The organism is Luteibacter yeojuensis (genome assembly GCF_011742875.1).
In the GTDB taxonomy this organism is placed as follows: Bacteria; Pseudomonadota; Gammaproteobacteria; order Xanthomonadales; family Rhodanobacteraceae; genus Luteibacter; species Luteibacter yeojuensis.
In genome coordinates this window covers 1,278,945-1,294,172 of sequence record NZ_JAAQTL010000001.1, presented here as the reverse complement: position 1 = coordinate 1,294,172, position 15,228 = coordinate 1,278,945, and the positions used below count along the sequence as shown (strand labels likewise).

Below are 15,228 nucleotides of genomic sequence, written 5' to 3'. Positions count from 1 at the left end.
CGGCCTCATGGGCGCCGCGGCGATGTCTTCCGCGCGAATTCCCCATCCCTCCCTCCCGAAGCCCGTCGCCCCCGTTAGGCCGCGGTAACCAGGTGCATCGCGCGGCCTGAGACGCCGGGCGCGTAGAGTGCGCGCCATGCCTCGACACGCGCCAACGCTCGACCTTCCCATCATATGGGAGCAAGCCGTCTATGGCGCGGCCATGGAACCGTGCGGCCCTTGGTGGGCCAAGGCTATCGACGGCGGCATCGAGATCGGTTGCGTGCGCGAGATCAACGACGGGCGGTGGCGATCGCAGATCAAGCACACCGATGACTGGCGCCGCGACATGGATTGCTACACCGGAAGCGAAGCCCGGGCGAAGTACTTCGTCGAGCACTACTTGCGTTACCACATGCCGCGCGATCCTCGGGCTCTGGCCGAAGCGCGCCGGCGATTCCTGAACACCGAATCGGCAGCATTGCCACCGCGCAAACCGAAGGGATCGGACGACCGTTCGTGATCGAAAACCCGTCCCAAATCCGTCCCGCGTAGGGGACAACACAGACCTAATCGGGACCAAATGGGCCGTCATCGGGCCGGGTCCAAAAACCAAAAAGCCCAAGCAATCAATTGCTTGGGCTTTCGGTATTGGTGGAGGTGGCGGGAGTCGAACCCGCGTCCGAAGGCGTTTAATCCCCGGATCTACATGCTTAGCTCACCGTTAGATCTCGTCCGCCGACAGCACGGCGTGCTAAGCGCACCGGCGGACATGTCTGATTAGTCTGGCGTCAGACCCCCAGACGGAGGGTCTTTCGGCGATCCCGTGATAGTGACCCTACACCGACGAGCACGAGCACAAGTGGGTTCGGGCGGTTGGCCTTTTTTAGGGGCCGGACAGCTTAGGCGGCGAGAGCCACCTGGTTGTCACCGTAGTAGTTGTCGTTGGCAACTATGAGTTTTGCTGCTGGATTAACGAGGAAAGCTGCCCCCTCGGCATGCACCAGGCAATCGCACTACCCCCGTCGAAGCCAGAACACCCCCGGGGAAACTGTTGTGAGACTACCGACTCGAAGTATAGGGGCGGGGGAGGGGCGTCACAATGGGCACGCGCCCCCGCGTTCAGTCAGCCGACCCGGTTATGGGCGCGCATCACGCGTTGCTTGTCCACGGCCCATTCGCGCTCCTTGTCGCTCTGGCGCTTGTCGTGCTCCTGTTTGCCCTTCGCCAGGCCGATCTCGCACTTCACCTTGTTGTGCTTCCAGTACAGGGCGGTGGGCACCAGGGTGTAACCCTTGCGTTCCACCGCGCCGATCAGGCGATCGATCTCCTCGCGGTGGAGCAGCAGCTTGCGCGTGCGCCGGTCGTTCGCCACCACGTGGGTGGAGGCGCTGATCAGCGGCGGGATCTGGGCGCCCACGAGGAACACCTCGCCGTGCTGGATGATCGCGTAGCTGCCTTCGCCGAAGTTGATCCGGCCGGCACGCAAGGCCTTCAGTTCCCAGCCCTGCAGCTCGATGCCGCATTCGAAGCGCTGGTCGATGTGATATTCGTGGCGAGCGCGCTTGTTCAGCGCGATGGTGCCGCCGCCGTCCTTTTCCGTGTCCTTTGCTTTCGCTTTTGCCATGTCCGTTAAAATCGGTCTATCGGGTCCCTGATACAAGACCGGCGGATCCTGGCGCCGGCGAATGAGACGAGGTCTTCATGATTGAAATCCGCCGCAGTGCGATCGTGCCGTTCACGCCCGCGCAGATGTTCGACCTGGTCAACGATGTGGAAGCATACCCAAAGCGCTTCGGCTGGTGTGATGCCGCCACCGTGGTCGAGCGGCAGGACGACATGCTGGTGGCCCGGCTGGATCTCAAGTTCGCCGGGCTGAAGCAGCATTTCACCACCCGGAACACGATGCAGCGCCCCGAGCGCCTCACCATGACCTTCGTGGAGGGGCCGTTCCGTTCGCTGGATGGTGTCTTTACCTTCCAGGCCCTCGGCGACATCGGATGCAAGATCGCCCTGGCACTGGATTTCGATTACGCCGGCCTCGGCGGCAGCGTGCTGAAGATGGGTTTCCAGCAACTGGCGAACCGGATGGTGGACGACTTCTGCGACGAGGCGCGCCGGCAGTATGGCTGAGATCGTCGTCGAGGTCGCCTATGCGGGCCCGGAGGGCCAGGTGGTCATCCCACTCGCCGTGCCGGACGGTGCAACCGCCTGGGATGCCGTGCAACTGGCGAGGACGGGATTGCCGTCCGGCGTGACGCCGGACCCGGGTCGCCTGGGGATTTTCTCGAAGAAGGTGCCCGCCGGCCGGGTACTCGAAGAGGGCGACAGGGTGGAAATCTACCGCCCGCTGATCCTGGACCCGATGGAAGCCAGGCGGCGCCGCGCGGCGCGCGGCGCCTGAACGAGGCTTACTTCTGGTTGCGCTTGCTGGCCGGGCTGTCGTCCGAGGAGCCGCTCACGCCGACGCCGAAGCCGCCGTCGTCGTCCTTCTTGCCGCTGGTGTTCTTGTCGCCCTCGGCATCCCCCGTGGGGTTGGCCTTGTATTTCTTGGAGTCCTTCAGCAACTGCTCGGCGTCCTGGGCGAAGAAGTCGCCTTCGGTACGGACCAGGGTGTCGTTGTTGAAGGTGAGGGTGAGGGTGCGCTTGGTCATCGGCTTCCCGCGGTGCGAGAAAGTCGATACGTAGTCCCAGCGATCCTGGTCGAACGGCGAGATGACCGACGGGGTGCCCAGGAGGACGAGCACCTGGCGCTTGGTCATGCCGGGCTGCAACTGGTCGACGTTCTTCTTGTCGAGCAGGTTGCCCTGCTGCACGTCGGGGGTATAGACGAGGCCACAGCCCGCGATGGCGGCTGCCATCATGGCCAAACCCAGCGTGCGGATGAGCTTTTGCATGCGTAGTTACGTCCGGATCGTGAAGCCTGTGATGATACACTAAGCGCCTTCCGGCACCGCGAGGGGTCTGACATGGACCAGGAAACCAAAGAACTCCGCAAGGCGGGCCTGAAAGTCACGCACCCGCGCATGCGGATCCTGCAGATCTTCGAGGAGGCCGAGGAGCGCCACCTTACTGCCGAAGACATCTACAAGCGCCTGCTCTCGCACCAGGAGGACATCGGGCTTGCCACGGTGTACCGGGTGCTGACCCAGTTCGAAGCGGCCGGCATCGTCATGAAGCACAACTTCGAGGGCGGCCAGGCCGTCTACGAACTGGACCGCGGCAAGCACCACGACCACATGATCGACGTGGACAGCGGAAAGGTCATCGAGTTCATGAGCGAGGAGATCGAGCGGCTCCAGCACGAGATCGCCGACCGGCATGGGTATGTGATCGAGGATCACAGCCTGGTGCTGTATGTGAGGCCCAAGAAGAAGCGGTGAGGCGTTTCTTCCAGTGGTTGACCGGGCCCCTTCGGGGGCTTTTTTCGTTTGGGGGAGGCGGCCCTTGTCGGGTGGGAAGGCGCTGGATCCTGCTTTCGCAGGGATGAGGTGAGGCGGGAGGAATGGCCTGCGGGCGGAAGGGATGCCCGATGGGGCGGGCGGCATGAGGGGGGCGCGTTTCGAGCCCCCAAATAAAAACGCCGTCGGTGGACTCCTGTCCACCGACGGCTGATCCGGCTTCGTCATGGCTCGTGGAATGCGAGTTGCTCGCTGGTCCACGGACCACCATGTCGTACCGGCGAGGCTGACATCCTGTCGCCTCATCGGGTCGATCGTCCCCACGACCGACCCGGGCTCGCCGTCTCTCGACGGCGGCTCCCCCACATCGATAATGGGATCGTAACGAAGCGTTCACTGCCCCGGTATTGGAAAATTTCCTATGCCGGATCCGATACTTGTGCTGCGAAGCAGCACACGAAGGTGAAGTCCCACGGGTTCCGGGCGGATGCGGAAGAGGCCGCCGAGAGCGGTGATGCGATCGCTCATTCCCTGCAAGCCGCGACCGCCTCCGTCCGTGCGGGCGGGCCGCGGATTGGAGGAAAGGCCGTTGCCGTTATCGCGTATGTCGAGGATGGCGACCGGACCGCTGTCGCGCACGCCGATACGCAGGCGCAGGGTCATCCGGCTGGCGCCGGAGTGGCGAACCACGTTGGTCGCGCTTTCCTGCACGACGCGATAGATGGCGGTGAGCGTGTCGTCGTCGAGCAGGCGTGGTTCGCCGCGCAGGTCGGTCACGTAGGTGATGCCGGCCGCGGTGAGCATGTCGCGGATGGGACCTTCGTCCAGCGCACGCAACAGGCCGAATTCGTCCAGCACCGACGGACGCAGGCTGTCCAGCATTCGGTGCAGGGCTTTGCGCATGTGTCCGAGGATGCCGTTGATCGACATGCCGATGTCGTCCAGGCCCGCGCTGCCCAGGCGCGTCTGGGCCAGCTTCAGGTGGGTCTGGATGGCGGTGAGGTTCTGGCCCAGCTCGTCGTGCAGTTCGGCGGCCATGTGGCGGCGCAGGTTTTCCTCGGCCTGGAGATTGCCTCGGGCGGCGTCGCGCAACTGCCGGGCCAACTGGTCGAGACGCTGGTTGGCCGCCGCAAGGTGGGTGTTCTGCTGGGCTACGCGCTCGCTGCTGCGGCGGAGGGCGTCGGTGGCGGCGCCGAGCATGAGCGTGCCGGTACCGGCCACCGCGAGGAAAAGGTGGGCGGCGGCGGTGGGCGCGCCGCGGCCGATCATGTCCTCGGTCACGTTGAGGCCCACGCTGGTGATCAGCATCGCCAGGCCGGCGCCGCGCCAACCGTGGCGGAAGGCGAAGAACAGCACCGGTGCCAGCGAAAGCACGCGGGCGAATTGCGGTTGCGGGGAGTACTCGGCCAGGGTGATGAGGATGGCCAGCGAGGGCAGCATCACCAGCAGGCCGTCGAGCAGGAGTTCCGCCAGCGAGGCCTGCGTGGGTCGCTCGCGGAAGACCAGGATCATCACCGGCACCACCAGCAGCACGCCCAGGTAGTTGCCGAGCAGGTCGCTGCCGAAGGTGGTGCCCAGCATTTCCACGGGAGCCGCGGGATGCATGGAGGCCATCATCGCGGCATTGCCGGCCGTCGCCACCGTGGCCGTGACCATGGCCGAGAGCAGCAGGCGGGCCACGTCCTCGGGGGTATTCAGGCTGGCATGGAGATGGGCCCGGCGCAGCAGCCAGAGGCATGCGGCCACCATCAGCGGCTCGGGCGCGTCGCCGAGCACGAAGCCGGCGCCGCCGATGGGCAGGCCGCTGCGCCACTCGCAGAAGGCACTGGCGACGATCTCCGCGCCCAGGATCCAGAACCAGTCGCGGCTGCGGGTGAGCAGCAGGGCGCCGAAACGCAGGCCGAAGGGCAGGACCCAATACGGCTGTTCGGTCGGCCACAGCATCACCCAGGTGGCGGCATAAGCCAGGGCGATGAGGGGACCGACGAAGCGGGAAGAGCCAGATAAGCGCATGCCGGAATGGTACACGGCGGGTATGCGGCTTCGGCGGGTTTTACGCACCCATACGCATGCGTCGGGAGAGCCTGCTACATTCCACCCATGCCAAGAATCGTCCTAGTAGATGACCATGCCATCGTTCGCGAGGGTTTCAAGCGCCTCATCGAGCTGGAACCCGACCTGGACGTCGTCGCGGAAGCCCGCAACGCCGACGAGGCGGTGGAGGCGGTCACGCAGCATCGGCCCGACCTGGTCGCGGTGGATCTGTCGCTGCCCGACGGCAGCGGACTTCCGCTGATCGAACACCTCGCGAGCATCGCGCCCGACATGCGGATCGTCGTGCTGAGCATGCACGACGGCGAGCCTTATGTTTCGGAAGCCTTACGCCGCGGTGCGCGCGGTTACGTCACCAAGGGCGTGGCGCCGGAGGAGCTCGTGGCGGCGGTGCGTTCCGTGCTCGGCGGCGATCAATACCTGAGTTCGGACCTGCGCGAGCGCCGCTCCGGCCGGCCCACGACGGACCTCGATCCGTTCAACCGGCTGACCGCCCGCGAGCGCGAGGTGTTCCTGCTGCTGGCGATCGGCCGCGCGCCGAAGCAGGTGGCGGCGGAACTGGGCATCGGGCAGAAGACGATCTACATCCACCGTGCCGCGGTGATGAACAAGCTCAACGCGGGATCGGAGCTGGATCTTTACCGGATGGCGCAGGAGCGCGGGCTGATCCGCAGCTGACTTGACTGTGGGAGCCGCTATAGCGGCGAGAAGCCTGCGGAGCGATGAAGCGGTGAGGTTCATTCCCTCGCCGCGATAGCGGCTCCTGCAAAGTAGGGGTCAACCTTGCGCGCGGTCCAGCATCTTCTTCGCGTGGGCCCGGGTTTCCTTCGTGATCTCCACGCCGCCCAGCATCCGGCTGAGTTCGTCGCGGCGGCCGGCGGCGTCCAGCGCACGGATGCGGGTGCGGGTGGCTTCGCCGTCGCTTTCCTTCGCCACCTGCAGGTGCGAATGGCCTTGCGCGGCCACCTGCGGCAGGTGGGTCACGCAGAGTACCTGCACACGCTCGCCCAGGGCGCGCAGCTTCTGGCCGACCACTTCGGCCACCGCGCCGCCGATGCCGGTGTCCACCTCATCGAAGATCATGCAGCCGATGTTGTCGTTGCCCAGCGTGGCTACCTCGATGGCGAGGCTGATGCGGGCGAGTTCGCCGCCCGAGGCCACCTTGCGCAGCGGGCGGGGCGGTTGCCCGGGATTGGCGCTGACCAGCAGTTCGCAGCGTTCGCGGCCCTGCGGGTCCGGTTCGTCGCCTTCGGCCGGCTCCAGCGAGACCTCGAGGCGGCCGCCGGCCATGCCGAGTTCGCCCATCAGGGCGGCCACAGAGGCGCCTAGCCGGCCCGCCGCGTCCGCGCGCGCCTTCGAGAGGGCGGCCGCGGCGACGTCGTATTCCTTGCGCAGGCGATCGCGTTCGCCGGCGAGGCGATCGAGTGCGTCGCCCGCGCCTTCGAGTTCCGCCAGGCGCTCGCGGACCTCGTCCGCCTTCGCGAACAGTTCCTCGATGGGCAGGCGATAGCGGCGCGACAGGTCGTGCAGGTGGGCGAGGTGGGTGTCCACCTCGGCGAGGCGCGCCGGGTCCAGCTCCACGTCCTGCGCGTAACGACCGAGGCCGTCCACGGCTTCGCCCACCTGGATCTGTGCGCTGTCGAGGAGTTCGAGGAGCGGGGCGAGGGTGGCGTCGAGTTCTGCCAGGCGCGAGAGTTCGGCGTGGGCGCGGAGCAGCGCGCGGCCGATGGCGAACTCGCTCTCTCCGTCGAGCATCTCGACGATGCCGTTGGCGCCTTCGGCGAGGCGGCCCGCATTGGCGAGGCGGCGATGCTGCGCTTCGAGCTCTTCGAGTGCCGAAGGGGCGAGGGCCCAGCGCTCGAGTTCTTCCAGTTCGTGGGCGAGCAGTTCGATCTGGCGCTCGCGGTCGTCGCCGCCGGACAGGGCGCGGATGCGCGACACCGCGTCGCGCCACGCGCGGGCGGTATCGCGGACGCGCGCCAGCCGTTCCTCGTTGCCCGCATAGGCGTCGAGCAGGGCCATCTGGTGCTGGCGCGAAAGCAGGGCCTGGTGTTCGTGCTGGCCGTGGATCTCCACGATCAGTGCGGCCAGCGCGGCCATCTGCGCGAGGCTGGCGGGACGGCCGTTGATCCACCCGCGCGAGCTGCCCTCGGTACGGATCACGCGGCGCAGCCGGCAGGTGTCCCCGTCGTCCAGTTCCTCCTGGCGCAGCCAGTCCGAGGCTTCCGGCAGGCCGGTCAGATCGAACTCGGCGGCCAGTTCGGCGCGGTCGCTGCCGGCACGGACCATGCCGCTGTCGGCGCGGGCACCGGCCAGGAGCATCAGCGCGTCCACCAGCAGGGACTTGCCGGCACCGGTCTCGCCGCTGACCACGGTGAGGCCGGGCCCGAACGCGACCTCGGCTTCTTCGACGACGGCGAACTGGCGGACGTAGAGCGAGGTGAGCATGGGCACCGGGGGTGGCGGAGGGAATCGCGCCGATTGTAGCGGGAGCGGCGTCGCAGGAGCCGAGACTTGCAAGCCGGACGGCAAGACCTTATTGATAGCGGACGATCCGACCCTTCCCGACCCAGCCTGCGCATGAATCCGTTTTCCGGTCACGACATCGATGCTCGCGCGCGCCGGCTGCTGCGGACCCTGATTTCCCAATACCTTTCCGACGGCGAGCCGGTCGGCTCGCGGACGCTGGCGCGCTCTTCCGGCCTGGAAGTGAGTCCGGCGACGATCCGCAACATCATGGCCGACCTGGAAGACGCCGGGCTGGTCGCGTCGCCGCACACCTCGGCCGGCCGCGTGCCGACGCCACGCGGCCTGCGCCTGTTCGTCGACAGCCTGCTCGAACTCAAGCCCCTGCCGCGCGACGAGATGGCGCGCCTCCAGGGCGGCCTGCCGCCCCACCAGACGACGACGCGCGACCTGCTCGGCAACGTGTCCAACCTGCTTTCGGCCATGACCCGCTTCGCCGGTGTGGTCACCGTGCCGCGCCAGGGCGACTTCCCGCTACGCCACATCGATTTCGTCTCGCTGCCGGACGCCCGCGTCCTGGTGATCCTGGTGTTCTCCGACAACCAGGTGCAGAACCGGGTGGTCCAGCTGGCCCGCCCCCTGGACAGCGGCGAACTCGAACAGGCGGCGAATTACCTCAACGCGCAGTTCGCCGGCTTCCGGCTGGCCGACATTCGCGCCCACCTGGCCTCGGAACTGCGCGAGGCCGGCGGCGAACTCAACCGGATGCTGGCAAGCGCGGTGGAGCTGGCCACGGCCTCGTTCACCACGGACGGGGACGCCGACGATGTCCTGGTCAGTGGCCAGACCAACCTCATGGGCTATTCCGAACTGGCCGACATCGACCGTCTCCGCGAGCTGTTCGACGCCTTCCAGCAGAAGCGCGACCTGCTCCAGTTGATGGAAATGTGTGTCCAGGCTCCGGGCGTCCGCCTCTTCATCGGCGAGGAATCCGGCTTTTCGGCCCTGGACGGCTGCAGCATCGTCACCGCCACCTACGGCACGAATGGCCGCATGCTCGGCGCGATCGGAGTTATTGGACCGACGCGTATGGCATATGAGCGGGTGATCCCGGTGGTACAGGCCACCGCCGGATTGCTCAGCGACGCCTTGAATCGCGCCGCGGCGACCTCATAAACCGCCCCGGGAGGCGGGTTTACTATTTCCCGCGAATGTTCGACCCCCTCATGGAGGGGGCCGGTTAGCTGACATTTGGAGCAAGCATGCAGAACAACGATCCCCATGTGCCGGATCCGGTGCAGGACGGCGCGAACGATGCCGGCGTCAATGCCGACCTCGACGCCCTCACCGCGAAGTTGACCGCCCTCGAGTCCGAACTGGCCGGGGCGCGCGAGACGGTCCTGCGCGAGCGGGCGGAGATCGAGAACCAGCGCCGCCGCCTCCAGCGCGACCTGGATCAGGCCCGCCGCTTCGCGAACGAGAAGCTGCTGGGCGACCTGCTGCCGGTCTACGACGGCATCGCGCTCGGTCTGAGCAACGACTCGGCCGACGCGAAGACGCTGCGCGAAGGCCTGGAGCTGACGCTGAAGCAGCTGGAAAAGGTGACCCAGGCCAATGGCCTGAGCGTGGTCGATCCGCTGCACCAGCCGTTCAATCCGGAACACCACCAGGCGATCAGCTCGGTCGAATCCAACGAACACCCGCCGGGCACGGTGGTCGCGGTGGTGCAGAAGGGTTTCGTGCTGAACGATCGCCTCCTGCGCCCGGCGCTGGTGGCCGTGGTGCGCGACAACTGAGTCTCACAAGGCATTGAATCGATGGGGCCGAGCCCCACTTTCAAACACAGTCGCGGCCGCGGGGGCCGCATAGATATTTCGGAGCAACTGCAATGGCCAAGATCATCGGCATCGACCTCGGAACGACCAACTCCTGCGTCGCAGTGATGGAGGGTTCGACCGCACGCGTCATCGAGAACGCGGAGGGCGATCGCACCACGCCGTCCATCGTCGCGTTCACCAAGGACAACGAAGTCCTGGTCGGCGCGCCGGCCAAGCGCCAGAGCGTCACCAACCCCAAGAACACCTTCTACGCGGTGAAGCGCCTCATCGGCCGCAAGTTCACCGACGCGGAGGTGCAGAAAGACATCAAGCTCGTGCCCTACGGCATCGTGGAGCATGAGAACGGCGACGCCTGGGTGCAGACCGCCGACGGCAAGAAGATGGCGCCGCAGGAAGTCTCCGCGAAGGTCCTCATGAAGATGAAGAAGACCGCCGAGGACTTCCTGGGCGAGCCGGTCACCGAAGCCGTGATCACCGTGCCGGCCTACTTCAACGACAGCCAGCGCCAGGCCACGAAGGACGCGGGTCGCATCGCCGGCCTCGAAGTCAAGCGCATCATCAACGAGCCGACCGCGGCCGCGCTGGCCTACGGCCTCGACAAGTCGACCACGGGCGACCGCAAGATCGCCGTGTACGACCTCGGCGGCGGTACCTTCGACGTGTCGATCATCGAGATCGCCAACGTCGACGGCGAGAAGCAGTTCGAAGTGCTCGCCACCAACGGCAACACGTTCCTAGGCGGCGAAGACTTCGACAACCGCGTCATCGACTACCTCGTCGAGGAGTTCAAGAAGGAGCAGGGCATCGACCTGCGCACCGACCAGCTCGCGCTGCAGCGCCTGAAGGACGCCGCCGAGCGCGCGAAGATCGAACTCTCGTCGTCGCACCAGACCGACGTGAACCTGCCGTACGTCACGGCCGACGCCTCGGGCCCGAAGCACCTCAACATCAAGCTGACCCGCGCCAAGCTCGAGTCGCTGGTGGAAGACCTGGTGAAGGGCACCATCGAGCCCTGCCGCACCGCGCTCAACGACGCCGGCCTGCGCGTGTCCGACATCCACGAGGTCATCCTCGTCGGTGGTCAGACCCGCATGCCCAAGGTCCAGGAAGCCGTGAAGGACTTCTTCGGCAAGGAAGCGCGCAAGGACGTCAACCCGGATGAGGCCGTGGCCGTCGGCGCCGCGATCCAGGGCGGCGTGCTGGGCGGTTCGGTGAAGGACGTGCTCCTGCTCGACGTCACCCCGCTGTCGCTCGGCATCGAGACGATGGGCGGCGTGATGACCAAGCTCATCGAGAAGAACACCACGGTGCCGACCAAGGCATCGCAGGTCTTCTCCACCGCCGACGACAACCAGACGGCCGTGACCGTGCACGTGCTGCAGGGCGAGCGCGAGCGCGCCAACGCCAACAAGTCGCTCGGGAAGTTCGACCTGCAGGGCATCCGCCCGGCACCGCGCGGCACGCCGCAGATCGAGGTCACCTTCGACATCGACGCCAACGGCATCCTGCACGTGTCGGCGAAGGACAAGGACACCGGCAAGGAGCAGAAGATCGAGATCAAGGCCGGATCGGGCCTCTCGGACGAAGAGATCCAGCGGATGGTGGCCGATGCCGAGGCCAACCGCGAGGAAGACAAGAAGTTCCACGAGCTGGTGCAGGTGCGCAACAAGGCCGACCAGCTGGTCCACGCCACGCGCAGCCAGCTGAAGGAGCACGGCGGCAAGGTGCCGGCCGAGCAGCTCGCCAGCATCGACGCCGCGGTGTCCGAGCTCGAGAAGGTGAAGGAGGGCGACGACAAGTCGGCCATCGAATCGAAGATCACCAACCTTGAGCAGGTGGCCCAGTCGCTGTACGCCGCGGCCCAGGCCGGCGGTTCGCAGGACACCTCGCAGCAGTCGGCTCCGGGCGGCGGTTCGGCCCAGCCGGACGATGTGGTCGATGCCGAGTTTACGGAAGTGAAGGACGACAAGAAGTAAGTCGTCCACAGGCGGTGACGTGTCGCGGGCGAGGGGTCCGCGGCACGTCGCCCTTATTCGTCCAGGGAATGCAAGCGTGCAATGAGCAGCAAGCGCGACTATTACGAAATCCTCGGTGTCGAACGCACCGTGACCGAGGGCGACCTCAAGAAAACCTTCCGTCGCGTCGCGATGAAGTACCACCCCGACCGCAATCCGGACGACCCGGAGGCGATCGAGAAATTCAAGGAGGCCAAGGAGGCCTACGACATCCTCTCCGACGCGCAGAAGCGCGCGGCGTATGACCAGTACGGTCATTCCGCCTTCGAGGGTGGCGGTTTCGGTCGCGGCAACGGCGCCGGCTTCGGCGACGTCGGCGACATCTTCGGCGATATTTTCGGCGACATCTTCGGCGGTGGCGGCGGACGCCAGCGCGCGCGCCGTGGCGCCGACCTGCGCTACATGATGGATCTCGATCTGGAAGAGGCCGTGTTCGGCGTCGAGAAGAAGATCGAGGTGCCCACCCAGGTCAACTGCCACCACTGCAACGGCACCGGCTCGGAAGACGGCAAGGTGTCGAAGTGCGCCACCTGCGCCGGTCATGGCCGCGTGCGCATGCAGAACGGCATCTTCTCCATCCAGCAGGCGTGTCCCACCTGCCATGGCTCCGGCCAGCAGATCGAGAAGCCGTGCAAGAAGTGCCACGGCGAGGGTCGTCTCGAGGAAGAGCGCACATTGTCGGTGCGGATCCCCGCGGGCGTGGACAACGGCGACCGCATCCGTCTGACGGGGCAGGGCGAAGCCGGTCCGGCCGGTGCGCCGGCAGGCGATCTGTATGTGGAAGTGCGTGTGCGCGAGCATGCGATCTTCCAGCGCGACGGTTCCGACCTCTACTGCGAGATGCCGATCCGCTTCGCCCAGGCGGCGCTGGGCACCGAACTGATGGTGCCGACGCTCGAAGGCGAGATCCCGGTCAACGTGCCGCCGGAAACGCAGACAGGCCAGCAGTTCCGCCTGCGCGGGCGTGGCGTGAAGTCGGTGCGCGGCGGCCGTACGGGCGACCTCATCTGCACCGTGGTCGTCGAGACGCCGGTGCGCCTCACGAAGGAACAACGCGACCTGCTCCAGCAGCTCGAGGCCACCTTCGTCGGCGAGGAAGCGGCGAAACACACGCCGCGCTCCACCACGTTCATGGACGGCGTGAAGGACTTCTGGTCGCGGGTCACCTCCTGACCCCACTTCGGTAGGAGCCGCTATAGCGGCGAGGGGAGCCTGCCTCGCCGCTTCCGCCTCGTCGGCTTCTCCCCGCTACAGCGGTTCCTGCGAGCGTGTGCGAGCGCCCGGGTCGGCTATCCACTAGCATTGCGTTTCCCATCCGCCGAGCGTTCTGCATGACCCGACCCATCCGTCTCGCCATCAGCGGCGCCTCCGGTCGCATGGGGCTCGCGCTCCTGTCCCTCGTGCGCGACGACGAGCGCTTCGAGCTGGCGCGTGCAGTGGTTTCCTCCTCATCGGCCCGTCTGGGCAAGCCGGTTTACGCCGATGTATCGCCGCTTCGTTTCGGCGACTGGTCGGGTGAGGGCGAAGCCGATGTGGTGGTCGATTTCAGCGGGCCGGAAGGGCTCGCCGCCGCGCTGGATCGTTGTGAAGCCGGCGGAGCGGCCCTGGTCACCGGGACCACCGGCTTGTCGCCCGCGCTCGAGGAGCGCCTTGCAAAGGCCGCCGAGCGCATCGCCGTGCTGCGCGCCGCCAACTTCAGCCTCGGCGTCGCCGTGCTCACGCGCCTGCTCCGCGAAGCGGCCGCGGCGCTGCCGGGATGGGACCTCGATATCGTCGAGGTGCATCACAACCGCAAGGAAGACGCTCCCTCCGGTACGGCGCTGGCCCTCGGCCACGCGGCGGCGGAAGGGCGCGGCGCCCGACTCGACGACCTGGCGGTCTATGCGCGCGAAGGCCGGCCGGGCGCCCGCAAGGCGGGCACGATCGGGTTCGCGGTCGTACGCGGCGGCGACATCGTCGGCGAACACCAGGCGCTGCTGATGGGTCAGGGCGAGCGCATCGAACTCGGCCACCGTGCCACGGATCGCGCCATCTTCGCGCGGGGCGCGCTCGAAGCGGCGGCCTGGATCGCCGGCCGCGCACCGGGTGCATGGTCCATCGAGGACGTGATCGCCACCAAGGGGTGAGTGCGCCTACCCAAACCTCGAAGCCGTGTTAAGATTCGCGCCGATGTCATTGGGGAGTAGCCATCCTCGTTCCCCCTGAGGAGTTCGCGTCAACAGACTTGGCGGTCTAACGACCCCATGGCGCGAACGGCAACGGCGCTGCAGGACGCGCCGCCCGCCCGGCGAGACCTTTGGCCATCGACATGCTCACCCGGGCCGGGCGAGCGGTGTCGTTGTGCCATCGGTTCATTGCGCTCGCCCGGCCTCAAGTCATCCATGCTGCTTACGTGTTTCCTGTTCCTGGTGTCGGCCGGGGCCATCTATTTCGCCTGCGAATATTTCGTCAACGGCGTCGAATGGTTCGGACGCAAGCTCAACCTTGGCGCGACCACCACCGGCACGGTGCTGGCGGCGTTCGGTACCGCACTGCCGGAAAGCGCGGTCACCTTCGTCGCCGTGATCTTCGGCAAGACCCCCGAGGCCCGCGATATCGGCGTCGGTGCCGCCCTGGGCGGCCCGCTCGTGTTGGCCACCATTGCCTACTCGGTGGTCGGATTCGCTTTATATGCGGGCCGCAAGCGCTTGAATCGCGCGGATTCCCGGGTCCGGGTGGACAACCGCCGGCTGGCCCGCGACCAGTCCTGGTTCCTGGGCATCTTCGTCGTGAAAATCGGGCTGGGTCTGGTGGCCTTCGCCTGGAAGCCGTGGCTCGGCGTGCTTTTCCTCCTCGCCTACGCCTTCTATGTATGGCGGGAAATGCGCGACGACACCAGCGCGCCGGAAGACGAGGAGCTGGAGCCGCTCATCTTCCGCCGCAACGACCCGAACCCGGCCATGCGCTGGGTGGCGCTGCAGACGGGACTGGCCCTGGTGGTGATCGCCGTGGCCTCGCGCACCTTCGTGTGGCAGCTCGAGGCGCTGGGCCACTTTTTCCAGCTCTCGCCGCACATCGTGGCCCTGGTGCTGAGCCCGGTCGCGACCGAGCTGCCCGAAACGGTCAACGCGTTGATCTGGGTGCGGCAGGGCAAGGAGCGGCTGGCGCTGGCGAACATCTCGGGCGCCATGATGATCCAGGCGACGATCCCGAGTTCCCTGGCCCTGTTTGCGACGCCCTGGCTGTTCGATACGCCGCTGGTGGTGGCGGGCGCGATCACGGGGTTGGCGGTGGTCGCGCTCTGGGCGATGTTCCGGCGCGGCTCGGTCGAGGCGCGCTGGCTGATGCCGATCGGGGCGCTCTACGGCGTGTTCGCGGTGTTCGTGGGCTGGTACTTCGGCAGCCGCTGAAAGTGCGATGTCCTTCGTAGGAGCCGCTATAGCGGCGAGGGGAGCTTGCCTTGCCGCTTCGTCGCCCCGTTGGCTCCTCGCCGCTATA

At 66.8% G+C, this 15,228-nt stretch carries 15 protein-coding genes, 1 other RNA gene and 1 riboswitch; of the genes, 11 read left to right on the top strand and 5 right to left on the bottom strand.

The features are described from left to right. Positions 1–136: 136 nt before the first annotated feature. Entirely contained in the window at positions 137–502 is a 366-nt protein-coding gene (locus HBF32_RS05675; protein WP_166698736.1) for a hypothetical protein, read from the top strand. A 129-nt stretch (positions 503–631) separates the two neighbouring features. Here the strand turns inward: HBF32_RS05675 and ssrA are convergent. Together ssrA and smpB are read right to left on the bottom strand one after the other, a co-directional pair. Further along, positions 632–1,023, bottom strand: a transfer-messenger RNA (tmRNA) gene (ssrA, locus tag HBF32_RS05670). Between the two features lie 82 nt (positions 1,024–1,105). Beyond that, the gene (smpB, locus tag HBF32_RS05665) at positions 1,106–1,606 is read right to left on the bottom strand and encodes an SsrA-binding protein SmpB (protein ID WP_166698735.1); all 501 of its coding nucleotides are present in this window, start codon (positions 1,604–1,606) and stop codon (positions 1,106–1,108) included. A 77-nt stretch (positions 1,607–1,683) separates the two neighbouring features. Here smpB and HBF32_RS05660 point away from each other — a divergent pair, with 77 nt between their 5' ends. Together HBF32_RS05660 and HBF32_RS05655 are read left to right on the top strand one after the other, a co-directional pair. Further along, a complete protein-coding gene (locus HBF32_RS05660; protein ID WP_166698734.1) occupies positions 1,684–2,112 on the top strand; it encodes a type II toxin-antitoxin system RatA family toxin in 429 nt (142 codons plus the stop codon). Then, on the top strand, positions 2,105–2,383 hold the full coding sequence (locus HBF32_RS05655) for an RnfH family protein (protein WP_166698733.1): 279 nt from the start codon (positions 2,105–2,107) through the stop codon (positions 2,381–2,383). The genes HBF32_RS05660 and HBF32_RS05655 overlap by 8 nt, the downstream gene beginning before the upstream one ends. A gap of 7 nt (positions 2,384–2,390) precedes the next feature. On the opposite strand, the gene HBF32_RS05650 is transcribed toward HBF32_RS05655, so the two are convergent. Beyond that, positions 2,391–2,876 carry an outer membrane protein assembly factor BamE gene (locus HBF32_RS05650; RefSeq protein WP_166698732.1) on the bottom strand — a complete coding sequence of 162 codons (486 nt, stop codon included), beginning with the start codon at positions 2,874–2,876 and terminating at the stop codon, positions 2,391–2,393. 72 nt (positions 2,877–2,948) lie between these two features. Here HBF32_RS05650 and fur point away from each other — a divergent pair, with 72 nt between their 5' ends. Continuing rightward, positions 2,949–3,362, top strand: coding sequence for a ferric iron uptake transcriptional regulator (gene fur / locus HBF32_RS05645; protein ID WP_166698731.1), 414 nt, complete (start codon positions 2,949–2,951; stop codon positions 3,360–3,362). Between the two features lie 411 nt (positions 3,363–3,773). Here fur and HBF32_RS05640 read toward each other — a convergent pair whose 3' ends face one another. Continuing rightward, a complete protein-coding gene (locus HBF32_RS05640) occupies positions 3,774–5,393 on the bottom strand; it encodes an MASE1 domain-containing sensor histidine kinase (RefSeq protein WP_166698730.1) in 1,620 nt (539 codons plus the stop codon). 87 nt (positions 5,394–5,480) lie between these two features. Here HBF32_RS05640 and HBF32_RS05635 point away from each other — a divergent pair, with 87 nt between their 5' ends. After that, complete coding sequence (locus tag HBF32_RS05635; protein ID WP_166698729.1) at positions 5,481–6,110, top strand: response regulator transcription factor; 630 nt, start codon at positions 5,481–5,483, stop codon at positions 6,108–6,110. A 99-nt stretch (positions 6,111–6,209) separates the two neighbouring features. On the opposite strand, the gene recN is transcribed toward HBF32_RS05635, so the two are convergent. Continuing rightward, on the bottom strand, positions 6,210–7,880 hold the full coding sequence (gene recN / locus HBF32_RS05630; RefSeq protein WP_166698728.1) for a DNA repair protein RecN: 1,671 nt from the start codon (positions 7,878–7,880) through the stop codon (positions 6,210–6,212). Between the two features lie 132 nt (positions 7,881–8,012). On the opposite strand from recN, the gene hrcA reads away from it, so the two are divergent. From hrcA to HBF32_RS05600, 6 genes are all read left to right on the top strand, one after another. Then, positions 8,013–9,074, top strand: coding sequence for a heat-inducible transcriptional repressor HrcA (gene hrcA, locus HBF32_RS05625; protein WP_166698727.1), 1,062 nt, complete (start codon positions 8,013–8,015; stop codon positions 9,072–9,074). An 86-nt stretch (positions 9,075–9,160) separates the two neighbouring features. Further along, positions 9,161–9,694, top strand: coding sequence for a nucleotide exchange factor GrpE (gene grpE, locus HBF32_RS05620; protein WP_166698726.1), 534 nt, complete (start codon positions 9,161–9,163; stop codon positions 9,692–9,694). 92 nt (positions 9,695–9,786) lie between these two features. Further along, on the top strand, positions 9,787–11,712 hold the full coding sequence (dnaK, locus tag HBF32_RS05615; protein WP_166698725.1) for a molecular chaperone DnaK: 1,926 nt from the start codon (positions 9,787–9,789) through the stop codon (positions 11,710–11,712). 81 nt (positions 11,713–11,793) lie between these two features. After that, complete coding sequence (dnaJ, locus tag HBF32_RS05610) at positions 11,794–12,924, top strand: molecular chaperone DnaJ (protein WP_166698724.1); 1,131 nt, start codon at positions 11,794–11,796, stop codon at positions 12,922–12,924. A gap of 158 nt (positions 12,925–13,082) precedes the next feature. After that, on the top strand, positions 13,083–13,877 hold the full coding sequence (dapB, locus tag HBF32_RS05605) for a 4-hydroxy-tetrahydrodipicolinate reductase (protein ID WP_166698723.1): 795 nt from the start codon (positions 13,083–13,085) through the stop codon (positions 13,875–13,877). A gap of 39 nt (positions 13,878–13,916) precedes the next feature. After that, a riboswitch (yybP-ykoY riboswitch) is annotated at positions 13,917–14,113 on the top strand. A gap of 19 nt (positions 14,114–14,132) precedes the next feature. Then, complete coding sequence (locus tag HBF32_RS05600; protein ID WP_166698722.1) at positions 14,133–15,140, top strand: sodium:calcium antiporter; 1,008 nt, start codon at positions 14,133–14,135, stop codon at positions 15,138–15,140. Positions 15,141–15,228 lie beyond the last annotated feature (88 nt).

Excerpts from the sequence above, each read along its gene's own strand:
- HBF32_RS05650 (WP_166698732.1), bottom strand. The coding sequence starts at position 2,876 with ATGCAAAAGCTCATCCGCACGCTGGGTTTGGCCATGATGGCAGCCGCC.
- recN (WP_166698728.1), bottom strand. The coding sequence starts at position 7,880 with ATGCTCACCTCGCTCTACGTCCGCCAGTTCGCCGTCGTCGAAGAAGCC.
- grpE (WP_166698726.1), top strand. The coding sequence starts at position 9,161 with ATGCAGAACAACGATCCCCATGTGCCGGATCCGGTGCAGGACGGCGCG.
- dapB (WP_166698723.1), top strand. The coding sequence starts at position 13,083 with ATGACCCGACCCATCCGTCTCGCCATCAGCGGCGCCTCCGGTCGCATG.
- HBF32_RS05660 (WP_166698734.1), top strand. The coding sequence starts at position 1,684 with ATGATTGAAATCCGCCGCAGTGCGATCGTGCCGTTCACGCCCGCGCAG.
- smpB (WP_166698735.1), bottom strand. The coding sequence starts at position 1,606 with ATGGCAAAAGCGAAAGCAAAGGACACGGAAAAGGACGGCGGCGGCACC.
- HBF32_RS05600 (WP_166698722.1), top strand. The coding sequence starts at position 14,133 with ATGCTGCTTACGTGTTTCCTGTTCCTGGTGTCGGCCGGGGCCATCTAT.
- HBF32_RS05640 (WP_166698730.1), bottom strand. The coding sequence starts at position 5,393 with ATGCGCTTATCTGGCTCTTCCCGCTTCGTCGGTCCCCTCATCGCCCTG.
- dnaK (WP_166698725.1), top strand. The coding sequence starts at position 9,787 with ATGGCCAAGATCATCGGCATCGACCTCGGAACGACCAACTCCTGCGTC.
- hrcA (WP_166698727.1), top strand. The coding sequence starts at position 8,013 with ATGAATCCGTTTTCCGGTCACGACATCGATGCTCGCGCGCGCCGGCTG.
- HBF32_RS05675 (WP_166698736.1), top strand. The coding sequence starts at position 137 with ATGCCTCGACACGCGCCAACGCTCGACCTTCCCATCATATGGGAGCAA.
- HBF32_RS05655 (WP_166698733.1), top strand. The coding sequence starts at position 2,105 with ATGGCTGAGATCGTCGTCGAGGTCGCCTATGCGGGCCCGGAGGGCCAG.
- fur (WP_166698731.1), top strand. The coding sequence starts at position 2,949 with ATGGACCAGGAAACCAAAGAACTCCGCAAGGCGGGCCTGAAAGTCACG.
- HBF32_RS05635 (WP_166698729.1), top strand. The coding sequence starts at position 5,481 with ATGCCAAGAATCGTCCTAGTAGATGACCATGCCATCGTTCGCGAGGGT.
- dnaJ (WP_166698724.1), top strand. The coding sequence starts at position 11,794 with ATGAGCAGCAAGCGCGACTATTACGAAATCCTCGGTGTCGAACGCACC.